Origin of the sequence: Acinetobacter sp. YZS-X1-1 (assembly GCF_000804305.1) — a bacterium.
Lineage (GTDB): Bacteria > Pseudomonadota > Gammaproteobacteria > Pseudomonadales > Moraxellaceae > Acinetobacter > Acinetobacter variabilis.
Genome location: NZ_JWHB01000002.1, coordinates 80,083 through 94,145, shown reverse-complemented (window position 1 = coordinate 94,145; position 14,063 = coordinate 80,083). Strand labels below are relative to the sequence as shown.

The 14,063-nt window shown below is 44.6% G+C and carries 11 protein-coding genes; 4 read left to right on the top strand and 7 right to left on the bottom strand.

Features of this window, described 5'->3' with window-relative positions; translation table 11 throughout:
* Position 1: 1 nt before the first annotated feature.
* The 5 genes from topA to RJ01_RS01700 form a co-directional block, all read right to left on the bottom strand.
* Positions 2–2,644: a type I DNA topoisomerase gene (gene topA, locus RJ01_RS01720; RefSeq protein WP_034169866.1), complete on the bottom strand. Its 2,643-nt coding sequence runs from the start codon at positions 2,642–2,644 to the stop codon at positions 2–4.
* A gap of 31 nt (positions 2,645–2,675) precedes the next feature.
* Positions 2,676–3,125, bottom strand: a complete 450-nt coding sequence (locus RJ01_RS01715) for an ammonium transporter (RefSeq protein ID WP_034169865.1) — start codon at positions 3,123–3,125, stop codon at positions 2,676–2,678.
* A 71-nt stretch (positions 3,126–3,196) separates the two neighbouring features.
* Positions 3,197–4,594 (bottom strand): DUF4573 domain-containing protein, encoded by a 1,398-nt coding sequence (locus tag RJ01_RS16270; RefSeq protein WP_052209060.1) that lies wholly within the window; start codon positions 4,592–4,594, stop codon positions 3,197–3,199.
* A 19-nt stretch (positions 4,595–4,613) separates the two neighbouring features.
* Entirely contained in the window at positions 4,614–5,615 is a 1,002-nt protein-coding gene (locus RJ01_RS01705; RefSeq protein ID WP_034169864.1) for a hypothetical protein, read from the bottom strand.
* A gap of 225 nt (positions 5,616–5,840) precedes the next feature.
* Positions 5,841–6,086, bottom strand: coding sequence for a SlyX family protein (locus tag RJ01_RS01700; protein ID WP_034169863.1), 246 nt, complete (start codon positions 6,084–6,086; stop codon positions 5,841–5,843).
* A 39-nt stretch (positions 6,087–6,125) separates the two neighbouring features.
* Between RJ01_RS01700 and RJ01_RS01695 the strand changes: the two genes are divergently transcribed.
* Positions 6,126–8,033 (top strand): ATP-binding cassette domain-containing protein, encoded by a 1,908-nt coding sequence (locus RJ01_RS01695; protein ID WP_034169862.1) that lies wholly within the window; start codon positions 6,126–6,128, stop codon positions 8,031–8,033.
* 123 nt (positions 8,034–8,156) lie between these two features.
* A complete protein-coding gene (locus RJ01_RS01690) occupies positions 8,157–9,092 on the top strand; it encodes a lauroyl acyltransferase (RefSeq protein WP_034169949.1) in 936 nt (311 codons plus the stop codon).
* A 40-nt stretch (positions 9,093–9,132) separates the two neighbouring features.
* Here RJ01_RS01690 and RJ01_RS01685 read toward each other — a convergent pair whose 3' ends face one another.
* Together RJ01_RS01685 and RJ01_RS01680 are read right to left on the bottom strand one after the other, a co-directional pair.
* Positions 9,133–9,540 carry a GNAT family N-acetyltransferase gene (locus tag RJ01_RS01685; protein WP_034169861.1) on the bottom strand — a complete coding sequence of 136 codons (408 nt, stop codon included), beginning with the start codon at positions 9,538–9,540 and terminating at the stop codon, positions 9,133–9,135.
* A gap of 336 nt (positions 9,541–9,876) precedes the next feature.
* On the bottom strand, positions 9,877–11,007 hold the full coding sequence (locus RJ01_RS01680) for an endonuclease/exonuclease/phosphatase family protein (protein ID WP_034169860.1): 1,131 nt from the start codon (positions 11,005–11,007) through the stop codon (positions 9,877–9,879).
* Positions 11,008–11,195: 188 nt separating this feature from the next.
* Between RJ01_RS01680 and asd the strand changes: the two genes are divergently transcribed.
* Together asd and RJ01_RS01670 are read left to right on the top strand one after the other, a co-directional pair.
* The gene (gene asd, locus RJ01_RS01675; RefSeq protein ID WP_034169859.1) at positions 11,196–12,314 is read left to right on the top strand and encodes an aspartate-semialdehyde dehydrogenase; all 1,119 of its coding nucleotides are present in this window, start codon (positions 11,196–11,198) and stop codon (positions 12,312–12,314) included.
* Between the two features lie 138 nt (positions 12,315–12,452).
* Positions 12,453–14,057, top strand: coding sequence for a hypothetical protein (locus RJ01_RS01670; protein ID WP_034169858.1), 1,605 nt, complete (start codon positions 12,453–12,455; stop codon positions 14,055–14,057).
* The last annotated feature ends 6 nt before the right edge of the window (positions 14,058–14,063 follow it).

Sequence of the window (14,063 nt, the reverse complement as noted above, 5' to 3'; positions counted from 1 at the left end):
CTTAGGCCTCAACCCATTTGCCATCCTGATAGACCAGCGACCATTTGGTTTGCTTGCCTTCAGGGGTTTCTGATCCAATATATTGAGACTGGTTCTTACGACTGAATTTCACCAAGGTTGGATTCCCTTCAGGATCCACATCTGGCGCCTGCAAAATAAACTGATATTTTGGATCCAACTGATCCGCTACAGTACGCAGTTCTGCGACCTTTGGTGCGCGAGTTTCACGGACTTTCGGGAACTTGCTGGCTGCCAGGAACAGACCTGCTGCACCATCACGCAGAACAAAGAAATCATCATGCTTGGTTGAACGCAGGTGTTCCATCTTGATCGGATCAACGCGCGGAGGTGCAGGCTGACCATTTTTCAAGACTTTACGGGTATTCTCACAGCTGGTACAGGCAAAATATGGACCAAAACGGCCAGTTTTCAGCTGCATTTCACCATCACATTTGTCACATGGAATGGTTGGGCCATCATAACCCTTAATCTTGAATTCGCCTTCTTCCAGCTCATAACCTGTACAGTCCGGGTTATTACCACAAATATGCAGTTTACGGCCGCCATCAATCACATAGCTGTCCATTGCAGTGCCACAGACTGGACAACGTTTCTTCGACATCAGGTCAGCGGTTTCAGCGGCATCATCATCAGACAGTGCTGCCAGAGATTCAACCGGAGTCAGGTTCAATGTACCTTTACAACGTTTTTTCGGTGGCAGGTTATAACCTGAACAGCCCAGGAAGACACCTGTTGTGCCGGTACGGATCTGCATCGGACGGTCACATTCTTTACAATGGACTGCTTCAACTTCTACAGGCTGATTGCGGCGCATGCCGTTTTCACCCTGAGCATTGGTTAGACGTTTCTTGAAATCACCATAGAAGCTGTCTAACAGATCTTTCCAGTTGCGCTCACCATCTGCCACTTTATCCAGCTGACCTTCAAGGTCTGCAGTAAAGTCGTAGTTCATCAGATTATTGAAACTTTCATCCAGACGGTCAGTAACGATCTCACCCATCTTCTCGGCAAAGAGACGACGGTTCTCCAGTTTTACGTAACCACGATCCTGAATGGTCGAGATAATGGCAGCATAAGTCGAAGGGCGACCAATACCTTTTTTCTCAAGCTCTTTGACTAAAGATGCTTCAGTAAAACGTGCCGGTGGCTTGGTAAAATGTTGAGATGGATCTAGTTTTTCCAGCTTCAGCACTTCACCGACTTTCACTGCCGGTAACAATACATCATCATCAGATTTGTTCTGACCACGAACTTTGGTGAAACCATCAAATACTAAGGTACGACCTTTGGCTTTCAGCTCGACACCATTCGCATCCACTAAAATAGTCGATGACAAGTATTCTGCTGGTGTCATCTGACAGGCCACAAACTGACGCCAGATCAGGTCATACAGACGCTGTGCATCACGTTCCACTCCAGCCAGGCTATCGCCTTTCAGTGCCACATTGGAAGGACGAATGGCTTCGTGAGCTTCCTGCGCACCGGCTTTATTACCATAACGGTTCGGCTTGGCTGGCAGATATTTCTCGCCGTATTCAGACTCGATATGACCGCGCACCATGTTGACTGCATCATCACTCAGGAAGGTGGAGTCAGTACGCATATAGGTAATAAAACCAGCTTCATACAGGCGCTGCGCCAGCATCATGGTTTTCTTGACCGAGAAACCTAAACGAGTACTTGCGGCCTGTTGCAAGGTAGACGTGATATACGGCGCACTTGGATTGACCTTGGTCGGTTTATCTTCACGGCTAATAACTTTATATTCGGCGTCTTTAATCAGATTTAGTAAAGCGTCAGTTTCAGCTTTATTATGCAGCTTTAAAGTCTTGCCATTTTGCTTGACCGCTTCCAGACGAATATCATCTTTCTTGGATTTGGTATCTGCAAAAACCTGCCAGTATTCTTCAGGAATGAACTTACGAATTTCACGTTCGCGTTCCACGACCAGCTTTACAGCGACAGACTGTACACGTCCCGCAGACAGACCACGGGCAATTTTTTCCCAGAGCAGTGGTGAAATCATGAAGCCGACGACACGGTCTAAGAAACGGCGCGCCTGCTGGGCATTGACCTTATTGGTATCTAGACGAGATGGTTGCTTAAACGCTTCCTGAATGGCATTTTTGGTAATTTCGTTAAAGACTACACGCTGGTAGCGTGAATCATCGCCGCCGATCACTTCTTTTAAGTGCCAGGCAATCGCTTCCCCTTCACGGTCCAAATCCGTTGCGAGATACACTTCATCGACTTGCGATGCCAGTTTTTTTAGTTCAGCGACTACGCCTTCCTTGCCCGGAAGGACTTCATATTTGGCTTTCCAGTCATGTTCTGGATCGACACCCATCCGGTTAATCAACGCCTGCTGTGATTTTTCTGCTTTTTCTGCTTCAGTCAGCTTGGTTCGGGTCACCGGTTTTTTCTCTGCAGTTTTCGCAGAGCCGCCCGTCGGCAAGTCACGCACATGACCCACCGAGGATTTCACGATGTAGTTTGAACCGAGATACTTGTTGATTGTTTTCGCTTTTGCAGGCGACTCCACAATCACCAAGGCACGTTTACTTCCAGCGTCGGAAGACTTCGCCGTGCTGCTTTTTGATGTGGACCGAGGAGCGTTCGCCATATTAACCGTTTAATCCTGTTTATTTCTAAAATTAAAGTTCAGCCAAAGAATGTAATAGTGCCTTGATGTCATCAAGTTGTGTGGCTCTAAGATCAGATTCTTCATCCCAATAGAGTCCTACACAGTTTGCCTGCATATCAATAGCATAAATGCCCTTTAATGCAATGGGAAAATCTTTAAATTTGTCCTCCCCATGCACCAGTTCAAGTTTGTTATCAACTACGCGGGCACGCATCAGCGGTAAACGGGCATCTGGAAGCAGCACACTATAATAGGCCACCATACTGGCACGACTTTCAGTCACCTTGGGAATATTAGTCCAGTCAGGTGCAACCACCAAACGTGGATGTAAGCCCATCTTGCGGGCTTTATCACGCATGAGTCCTAATGCCTTTTCTCTAGGACTCACACGCAGACCAAAAATAGACCCCAGTACGAAAACGATGATGACTACTGCCACCCAGATTCCGGTATTTTCCATAGTTCAACCTTTATGTTCTTATATTAGATTTGCATAAGCCCACTATAAAAGGCAAGCACCGCTGGATAAATTTAATTTCCCAGCAGCTGCGGACTATAAATAATTTCCCGTTTATTTAACTGTATTAGCTGATGTTTGATGAGTAAATTGAATGATTCTCGGACCTCTTCCTTAGGCACGCATCGCTCTAGTAACACCTCGAAACTGGCAATAAATTTAGGCCGACGTTCTGCAACAACATTGAGATAAGGCATCAGGCGCAGACGTAAATGACTTAATTTTCTTTCAGTCACTTCATCTTGAGTTTCGACGGTTTCGACGGTTTCGACGGTTTCGACGGTTTCGACGGTTTCGACGGTTTCGACGGTTTCGACGGTTTCGACGGTTTCGACGGTTTCGACGGTTTCGACGGTTTCGACGGTTTCGACGGTTTCGACGGTTTCGACGGTTTCGACGGTTTCGACGGTTTCGACGGTTTCGACGGTTTCGACGGTTTCGACGGTTTCGACGGTTTCGACGGTTTCGACGGTTTCGACGGTTTCGACGGTTTCGACGGTTTCGACGGTTTCGACGGTTTCGACGGTTTCGACGGTTTCGACGGTTTCGACGGTTTCGACGGTTTCGACGGTTTCGACGGTTTCGACGGTTTCGACGGTTTCGACGGTTTCGACGGTTTCGACGGTTTCGACGGTTTCGACGGTTTCGACGGTTTCGACGGTTTCGACGGTTTCGACGGTTTCGACGGTTTCGACGGTTTCGACGGTTTCGACGGTTTCGACGGTTTCGACGGTTTCGACGGTTTCGACGGTTTCGACGGTTTCGACGGTAACTAAATGCTGTTTATAAAATTTTTCAATTGCTGCAGTCTGATATTGAAGCTTACTAGACTGATTTTTAATAATTTTTATTCTAATTAACTCATCTACTAAAAGCTGAGCACATTTTTCTTCCACTTTTAAATTGGCTTTAAGCGAGTTGATTAAAGTTTCTACTTTTGCAGGCTTAGAAAAGTTACTTCTTACTAAATTGGAGCAGTATTGAAAAATCAGTTTTTGAATGTCTATTTCTGCTTTTATTTGCTGAGCAATATTTGAATTGACTAATGGTTTAGCTGAAATAACTTTAGCCTGAAATTTGGCAATTTTAAGTAAGTCCGCCACATATTCCATAGAAAAGTCATTCGACATAATCTCGAAGCAAACTTCAGAGCTTTTATATTGGGTAGAAAGCTGTCCAGCAATAAAACATAGGCCAAAATCAGCAGCGTCTTTACCTATTTTAGGCATCTTCAGGACTTTTAGTTTTCCTGCACTGATTGCAGGTGCAAGCCTGACGACACCGTCTAGACTAAACCCCATGGGCGTTTTGGCATAGACCAGATAAACATATTGATATTGGGCAAGATATTGAAGGAGCTCTGTTTCAGTTTTGGGTAAGTTTTCAATATCCAATAACAGTATTTTTTTCATATGCCCTCATGAGATTATTCTAATTTAGAAACATCTCATGACTATATAACACTTCATGACCATTCCAATAAATATATCCTTTTTCAATCAACTCTTTAAGTAAAAGACGGACATCTGACTGTGGAAATAACTGCTCGAGCAAATCACGTAATTCATAAATATCTTTAGGCTTATTTCCCTGTAATTCGCACAGCTTGCGTGCGACTTCGAGCTGTACCAGATCAATTTTATTAAAGTTTTTGAACAGACCTTGCTGGGCAGACTGGATTGGAGATTGAGCAGGTTCAACAACAGGCTCTTCAGTATTGAGCTTCGAGACTACCTGATCCAAAGCTCGTTTTTCAGCAGGTTGGTTGTCATTGAGATCTAGTTGCACCCACTGTTTCAAAACTTTTTTACGGAAACTGATCTGCTCGTCATAACGTTTGACTATTTTCAGATTAATCAGCATGCCAACTACATGCTGCGCTTTGCCTGGTAAAACTTGCAGAATATTGGTGACTGAATTTTTTAAGGTTTCGAGCGTGGTCGGTTTACCACTCATCTTGCCGAGCGCATCACAGTACTTTTTCACCAGCTGCAAAGCCGGTTTTGCTTTAATGGCTTCAATACTTGGCAACTGGATTTTAGGTTTATCTTGAGCCCCTGTAGATGCATCCTCTGGCAGCACCTGAATCAGGCTGCAATCAATATCCGAAGCCTGAAGCATTTTCATCAGCATTTCACTGCTATCCATGGCTGAAATCAGCTCGACATGAGTATCTGCTTCCAGCAAAGCCATCAGCTGACCCACAATCACGGCATATTCATATTCTTTATGCTCTGCTTCCGGGACATCCAGAATAATAATTTGTCCGCTGCTGATCCAGCTGGCCAACTCAGTCAGTTCTTCTAGAGCAAACTCGAATTTTCCGGCACAGTTAAACAGATACAAGGTCGGATAATGTTCAACGATGTCACGTAACAGTTTGGCTGTAGGAAAGTTATTTTCGAGATCAAGAAGGACAACTTTTTGGTGCATAAGGCAAGATTAAAAACTGAGCTAGAAAAATACTATTAGAGTAGGAAGTGTGTGAAAGGTCAAATAGTTTCCACCTTCCATGACGATATTTAGATTTTAAAGATCATCTTGGACGAAGTAAAAGTGGTGACTTGGTTTAGGTTTATCGAGCTTCACCTGCTTAAAAGAAAACCCTCACGACTGGAGGGCTTTCTTTTTGCTTTCTTTTTAAAAATTATTTGTAAATTAATAATGCGGTGGACGGTTGGTGACCGGATCAAAAGCATCAATCCCTTCGGACAAATCTGCAGACTCAACACGTTGATATAACAACTGCATTTGTTTTTTTAAATCGGCAATTTCCAGACTCTGGCGAGTGACCTGCTGATTCAGCTCTTCAACTAAATCATCTAAAAATGCAATTCGCACTTGCAAATCTTCAATGGGTGCGGAAAATGACGCCTGATCATTTAGATTTTGTTGTTTAGTCATTTTAAGTCCTCATTTGGGATTTCAGGAAACATTAACATTATGGCCTATATTACTTTAAGGGATGTCCAACTGGCATTTGGCGGACCTGCCTTGCTCGACGGCGCCAACTTTAATTTGGAACGCGGTGAACGAGTATGTTTGATTGGCCGTAATGGTGAGGGTAAGTCTACCTTACTTAAACTGATTGAAGGAAGTTTACTCCCGGATAGTGGTGAAGTTTCGTTACAAAATGGCATCACCATTTCCATGCTGGCCCAAGACGTGCCAATGGATTCTGGCAAGGTTGCAGATATTGTTGCTGATGGCGCCGGTGAAGCTTCAGAAGTGTTGCGTGCCTATCATGAAGCCAGTGAAGCTTGCGTGCTCGGTGATATGGAAGCCTGTGACCGCATGGGACATTTGCAGCATCAGATGGATCAGCTGGATGGCTGGGCTTTGGAAACTAAGGTTAATTCAATCCTGAGTAAAATGGGATTGGATCCGGAAGCGGATCTTGCTGATTTATCCGGTGGCCGTAAACGCCGTGTTCTGTTGGCACGTGCCCTGCTCACTCAACCTGATGTGCTGTTACTCGACGAACCAACGAACCATCTGGATGTCGAAAGTATTGAATGGCTGGAAAAATTCCTGCTAGAACAGAATAACCTGACCTTACTGTTTATTTCGCATGACCGTGCCTTTGTGGACAGTATTGCGACCCGTATTGTCGAGCTGGATCGTGGCATTTTGCGTAGCTATGAAGGCAATTATTCACGTTACCTCGACCTAAAAGCTCAGCAGTTGGAAGCAGAAGAAAAACAAAATGCCCTGTTCGAGAAAAAACTGGCTGAAGAAGAAGCCTGGATTCGTCAAGGTATTAAAGCGCGCCGTACCCGTAACGAAGGTCGTGTTCGTGCTCTGAAAGAATTACGTGAAGAGTCTAAAGCACGCCGTTTCCAGCAAGGCAAAGTCAACATGTCAACTCAGGAAGCACAGCGTTCAGGTAAAGTGGTGTTCGAGATTGAACATCTGAGCGTGAAGTTTGGTGACAATGCACCGATTATTAATGATTTCTCGGCGCTTGTAATGCGTGGTGATCGTATTGGTCTGGTAGGTGATAATGGTGTCGGTAAAACCACACTAATCAAAGCCATTCTGGGAGAAATCGAGCATGGCGGTACAGTCAAAACCGGAACCCAGCTGGAAATTGCTTATTTTGACCAGCTACGTAATGTGCTGGATCTGGAAAAATCAGTTAAAGATAACGTTTCGGAAGGTTCAGATCATGTCGATGTGAATGGCCAACGTCGTCATATCTACAGCTATCTGCAAGACTTCCTGTTCTCGCCAGAACGTGCCCGTACGCCAGTTAAAGCTCTATCTGGCGGTGAACGTAACCGTATTCTGCTCGCCAAACTGTTACTGAAACCATCAAATCTGATCGTGATGGATGAACCGACCAACGATCTGGATATGGTAACGCTGGAACTGCTGGAAGAAATGCTAGCGGAATACAAAGGCACCCTGCTACTGATCTCGCATGACCGTGCCTTCATGGACAATGTCGTCACATCGACTTGGGTCTTTGATGGCAAAGGTAATATTGATGAATATGTCGGTGGCTATCAGGATTATCTGGAACAACGTCCAGATCAGACTGTGGTTGACCAGAAAATGGCAGTCAAAAAAGCTCAAGCCAAGGCTGAAGCAGCGGTTGCACCTGTAGCACCTGCGCCAAAGAAAAAACTTAGCTACAAAGATCAGCGTGAACTGGAACTGTTACCGGCTGAAATTGAAGCACTGGAAAAAGAACAAGCTGAACTTTCCGACAAACTGGCGGATGGCTCGTGGTTTGTCACAGATGCCGCAGCAGCGACCAAAGCCTCTGAACGTTTAGGCGAAATTGATGAGATTTTGCTGGAAAAAATGGAACGTTGGGACGAACTGGAAAATATGACCAAAGGTTAATCTTTAAATCGCCTAGTCACTAAGCATCTGTATTCATACAGGTGCTTTTTTATTTTGCAGTTTTTTATTTCAAAAAGCTCTTCTGCTACACTGCTGACATCTTTGATTTTAAATATTGAATTTATGAGTCGAACGCCAGAATACCAACCCGGTGAATTTCAATGGTCATTCCTGTTACCGCAATACTGGGGTATCTGGGTGGGTATTGTATTTCTGATGATTCTGGCCATCTTACCTTGGGCGATTCAGCATCGTCTGGCAGATCTACTCGGCCAGATGGCATTTAAATATTTGAAATCTCGCCGTGAAACCACGCTTCGCAATCTGGAAGTCTGTTTCCCGGAATGGTCAGCTCAAGAAGTTCAGGACAATGCCCGTATGGTCTTTATTGACCAGATGCTCGGTGTATTTGAGACCTTGAATGCCTGGTATTGCCCAAAATGGTTTAAAGGCCGGGTACAGATTGAAGGGCTGGAACATATCCAGCAGGCTCAGGCAGAAGGTAAAGGGGCTTTATTGCTTGGCACCCACTCGACTTTACTGGATGCCGGCGGTTATTTATGTGCACAGTATTTTGAGCCGGATGTGGTGTATCGACCACAAAATAATCCCTTGCTCGATATGCTGATTTACCGCTGCCGTGCCACCATTTATGTCAACCAGATTGACCATGATGATATGCGCGGTCTGGTGCGTAACCTGAAAAATGGCCATGCTATCTGGTACAGTCCGGATCAGGATTTTGGTTTAAAACAAGGCGTAATGGCGCCCTTTTTTGGGGTACCTGCAGCCACAGTAACTGCACATCGTCGCTTACTCAAAATAACCAAAGCTGCTGCCATTCCACTCTATTTTTACCGGACTGGGGATATTAAAAATCCACGCTACTGTGTATTGATCGAACCTGCGGTAGAGAATTTGCCAAGTGCGGATGAAGTCAATGATGCAACCCGGGTAAATCTGATTATTGAACGCCAGTTGCGCATTGCACCGACGCAATATATGTGGTTCCATCGTCGCTTTAAGACCCGTCCTGAAGGCTACGATAAAATCTATTAAGAACTAGAATTAATATGAACGGTATTATTGGCAAGAAAAATCAATGATCGGTTCCCTGATAAATCCACATTGCTTGTGTATGCCCTGCACGCTCAAAACCTAGAGTTTTATAAAATTCAGTGGCATGCTGATCAGCTACCAGAATTTTCTGATGAAATCCTGAATAACGTTGCAGCATTTCTTGCATGATCAGACGACCAATGCCCTGTCGCTGCACCTCTGGGTGAACCAATAAATGCGGGAAATACACCACCAGATAACCGTCTGAAATCGCATTTCCCAAGCCGAACAGCCGACCGTTGATACGTGCCGTCACCAGACTATGAGAATGCTGCAAAGCCTGTAAAAGTAATTGAGGTTTTTCTGCGGCTGACCATTGATTGACTAGATAGAGCTGTAGCACTTCGGATTCATTAACTGAATCATGATCGGGAATCATAACTTCCATTCAGGTAATATCCATTTTTTAATTTAAATTTTATTTTAATAATCAAATAATTATAATAAAAAAATGAACCAAAAATAATTTAACCCGAGTTCTACATCCTGTAAAACCCGGGTTAATGAGGTTGTGCTTTCATATATTATAATTGCTTCTTCGTTGTTGTGATTTCCCTTTCAGCATCATTTCCATGATGTTTTCATTCAGCTTCGTCTTCCTTATGAGAATATCCTTTCTCGACTCCCTGTGCTGATGAGCTTAGAATACGTGGATTCCTCTGTACTGCCCATTCGCAAGAAGCGGAAACTGCTGTAAGCAATATCGTACACTTTTCAGCTAAAACTATAAGAATTTCCCCTCATTCTTATAAGCCATCGCAATCTTATCAGTGACTTTTTTCTCTTCTTTCTCTGCCTTTTCAATTCCTTCCTGAATCGCTTCTTTGGCTTCCTGATCATCCTGATCCGTTTCTTCCAGCGCTTCCTGATGATGCTCAAATACCCGCCCAGTTTGTAAAACCAGATAAACCGGAAAATGATCTGACCCGACGTGTTTTAAACGCTCCATATGCACCAGAGCGAAATCGGTGCTGTGAAACACATGGTCAAGCGACCAGCGTAATAAAGGATAATCGGCATGGAAGGTATTTACATAGCGTCGACCGACACGTGGATCCAGCAAACCGCTGATACGCTGGAATAAACGTGTCGTGCGTGACCAGGCCACATCATTTAGATCTCCCATCACAATGCAGCTTTCATCCAGATCCTTAATCTGATCCCCTACAATCAGTAGTTCCGCATCACGTAAGGTTGAATCTTTAGCTTCAGTTGGGCTTGGCGGTTTCGGATGCAGACAATAAAGCTGTACCGGCTGTCCGGAACGTAACATGACTTTGGTATGAATCGAGGGAATTTCATCACTCAGAATAAATTTAACCTCGGTTTCACTCAGCTCAAGTTTGCTGTACAGATGCATGCCATACAGATTATCCAGAGGTACGGGCACCCGATAGGGATAATCTGGCTCAATGACGGCCAGTGCATCCTGCCATGCCTTATCGGTTTCCAGCGTTAAGACCAAGTCTGGCTGATGGGTCTGGATCTGTTCAATCAGTAAATGATATTTGGTATTGGTGGTGAGGACATTTGAGACAATCAGGGAAATCTGACGATCCGGATCCAGCTGATCCTGCTTGACCTGCTTGACCTGTTTTTTCCAAACAAAGGTATAAGGCAAGACCATTTTCAGCTGATACGCCAAAGCAGCGATCAGGCCGACAAAAAGCAGCTGATTGAAGGCCGTCCATGGGTGATCGACGAGGAGAAAAAGTACAAAGGCAATGAAGCCCAAAACCAGAATCTGTAAACGTGGAAAATCTGCACCACGAATCCACCATTCATCTCGGGGAATCAGCGACCAGAAACTTAACCAGATGACCACGATTGCCATGATCTGGATAAACCCTACCATAAGATACACTCTTTACTAAGTTATTATTTTTTCTAAAAGAAAAATTGCTTTATCAATTTTGTATGTATCATAAAGCAGATATTTCGCTCAAGAATATTGATGTTTTGATTGTGTAGCTCTTGCAGTCACGTCCCTTTTTGATACACTCGAATCCCTTTTGATTTTTTAACGCACCGAGGCAAAGTGACATGAAAGTAGGTCTGGTCGGTTGGCGCGGGATGGTGGGTTCCGTCCTTATGCAACGTATGGTTGAAGAGAATGATTTTGCTCATTTTGAGCCATTCTATTTTTCTACCAGTAATGCGGGTGGTGAAGCTCCGGCATTTGGTGGTAAGACTGCCCCAGCACTTATGGATGCAACAGACATTAACAGTCTGAAGCAAATGGATGTCATTATTACCTGTCAAGGTGGCGATTATACCACTGAAGTTTTCCCGAAAATGAAAGCTGAAGGCTGGGATGGCTACTGGATTGATGCAGCATCTACCCTGCGTATGGATGATGAAGCAATCATCGTACTTGATCCGGTGAACATGCATGTGATCAAAGACGGTCTGGTCAAAGGCACCAAAACTTTCGTGGGCGGTAACTGTACCGTTTCTCTGATGTTGATGGGCTTAGGCGGTCTGTTCCAGAACAATCTGGTGGAATGGGCAACTTCAATGACTTATCAGGCAGCTTCGGGTGCGGGCGCGCAAAACATGCGTGAGCTGATTACTGGTATGGGTTATTTATATAATAATACCAAAGACTTGCTAGATGATCCACGTTCTCCAATTCTGGACATTGATTCTAAAATTGCTGAATTGCAACGTGGTGAAGGCTTCCCGTCTGCAAACTTCGGTGTACCTTTAGCGGGTTCTCTGATTCCATACATCGACAAGCAGCTGGAAAGCGGCCAGTCTAAAGAAGAATGGAAAGGTCAGGCTGAAACCAACAAGATCCTGGGTAACCAGCAGATCGTACCGATTGATGGCCACTGTGTACGTATCGGCGCAATGCGTTGTCACTCTCAGGCATTAACGCTGAAACTTCGCAAAGACGTTTCACTGGATGAGATCGAAGATATCATTGCAAATGCAAATGACTGGTCTAAAGTTGTGCCAAACACTCGTGAAGCATCAATGACTGATCTGACTCCTGTCGCAGTCACTGGTACATTAACTGTACCTGTTGGTCGTCTGCGTAAACTGAACATGGGTAAAGAATACCTAGGTGCATTCACAGTGGGTGACCAGTTACTTTGGGGTGCTGCAGAACCTTTACGCCGTATGCTGCGTATCTTGATTGATTATAAAAATTCTTAAGTTTCCGTCAGGAAATACAGCACAAAGCCGATCTTTATTGATCGGCTTTTTTGTGTAACTATTGCGTAAGTATTTTACAAAAAACAAACATCCCGTTAATCTATAATTTTCGCTATGCGATAATGACTGAGCTCACAGATGACTGTATATAACAAATTAAAGCTTGCCATTTTAGCCATTGTTGCTTCACAAAATATTTATGCGATTAATGTAGATCCGGTACAAATCCAGTCTGCACCTGGGGAATTGCTTTATGCGGAAATGAATTTCCGTCAATCAGATATTAACTTGCCCATTGAGGTAAGTTTAGCCTCGCCAGAAGACCTGATTTCTCTGGGTGCATCGCATCAGCCACCGGGTCATTTGAATTTTTTCACCCGTCGCAACAGTAATGGTACTGGGGTTATTACCATTACCTCCTCGCGCCCGGTCACTGATCGTGAATTAAATATCATTGTAAAAATCAAGGAAGGCAATGCAGCACGCCTACAGCATATCCGTACTGCATTAAGACCTAAAACTGATTTGTTACAGGCCAGCCTGAAACAGAATGAACAGCCACTCGCGCCTGTCGTAGTCGTGAGTGAAAAAGATATTGCCCTAAACTTACCGGTGAGTACGCGCTATACCAATGCTCAATCCAAGCCAGCCACCTCGTTTGGGGCAGAAAAACCGTTAGCCTTGCAAAACACAGCACCTCCTGCATTATCAGCCAGCTCTATCTCTAAAACCGCGATAGCTGCTGTGACCCATGAGCCGACATCGAGTATTGCAGCTCAAGTCACAAGCCCAACAAAACTTAATACTGAAACTGCGGTAGCAGCGACAAGTCATAGTTCACAGCAAGCTGGTACTGTAAACACTGCGCCAGTGAATACTCCATCCAAAGCAATCAACACGGCTGTAACTCAAGTAGATGTAACGCCAAACTTACAGGCTGCAGCGACAAAAGTTCAGGCTGAAACAAAACCAGCTGAAGTTGCAGTAGTCCCAACAAATAAAAATACAGCCTCAGCGCAAGCTTCTGCACCGACAAACACTGAAAACCAGATGGTGTCCAGTGATCCACTTGTCAAAAAATATGCAGAACAGCAGGCACGCAAGCAGGCGGCATCTACCACTGCACAGGACAAACCAAATTTAGCGGCTAAAACTCAGGCACAGCTGGCAGCCATCAAGCAAAGCACCTCAACCCAGGTCAAACCGACCTATGTGGTACAGTCAAATGAGTCGCTTTGGGGCATTGCCTCCAGGATTGCCAATGAACAGCAGCGTCCAGTGAGTGAGGTCATGCAGCAGATCAAGCGTGAAAATGAACATGCTTTTATTGGGGGTGATGCCAACCGCTTGCGTAAAGGTGTAGCGCTTAATTTAGCGACCATTCATACTGCGAAAACTCCGATACAGGCCGCAGCGACTAAGTCTGTTCAAGTACCCTCCAAACCTGCTGCAAAAACCAAATATCGTCTGAATGAGGCAGAAATGAGCCTGGTTGCCGAGAATCAGCGTGATTCCGGCCAGGTTTCTGCCAACTCAAACACAAAAGAAAATCGAACTTCGAAAGAGTTGTCATTAAAAGTTATGACAGCCCGTGAAAAAACCGTTAAATTAAAGAGAAACGTAACTGAACTAGAATTGGCACTCAATCAGAAGGATCACAGAATTCAATTATTAAATGCTCGTCTTGCCCAGCTGCAGCAGCAGCTTAAAGCACAACAGGCAGATAAAAAGCCAATTAATTAAAAAGTT

Bases quoted from the DNA above. Each gene is read 5' to 3' on its own strand.
- topA (WP_034169866.1), bottom strand. From the start codon at position 2,644: ATGGCGAACGCTCCTCGGTCCACATCAAAAAGCAGCACGGCGAAGTCT.
- RJ01_RS01715 (WP_034169865.1), bottom strand. From the start codon at position 3,125: ATGGAAAATACCGGAATCTGGGTGGCAGTAGTCATCATCGTTTTCGTA.
- RJ01_RS16270 (WP_052209060.1), bottom strand. From the start codon at position 4,594: ATGAAAAAAATACTGTTATTGGATATTGAAAACTTACCCAAAACTGAA.
- RJ01_RS01705 (WP_034169864.1), bottom strand. From the start codon at position 5,615: ATGCACCAAAAAGTTGTCCTTCTTGATCTCGAAAATAACTTTCCTACA.
- RJ01_RS01700 (WP_034169863.1), bottom strand. From the start codon at position 6,086: ATGACTAAACAACAAAATCTAAATGATCAGGCGTCATTTTCCGCACCC.
- RJ01_RS01695 (WP_034169862.1), top strand. From the start codon at position 6,126: ATGGCCTATATTACTTTAAGGGATGTCCAACTGGCATTTGGCGGACCT.
- RJ01_RS01690 (WP_034169949.1), top strand. From the start codon at position 8,157: ATGAGTCGAACGCCAGAATACCAACCCGGTGAATTTCAATGGTCATTC.
- RJ01_RS01685 (WP_034169861.1), bottom strand. From the start codon at position 9,540: ATGGAAGTTATGATTCCCGATCATGATTCAGTTAATGAATCCGAAGTG.
- RJ01_RS01680 (WP_034169860.1), bottom strand. From the start codon at position 11,007: ATGGTAGGGTTTATCCAGATCATGGCAATCGTGGTCATCTGGTTAAGT.
- asd (WP_034169859.1), top strand. From the start codon at position 11,196: ATGAAAGTAGGTCTGGTCGGTTGGCGCGGGATGGTGGGTTCCGTCCTT.
- RJ01_RS01670 (WP_034169858.1), top strand. From the start codon at position 12,453: ATGACTGTATATAACAAATTAAAGCTTGCCATTTTAGCCATTGTTGCT.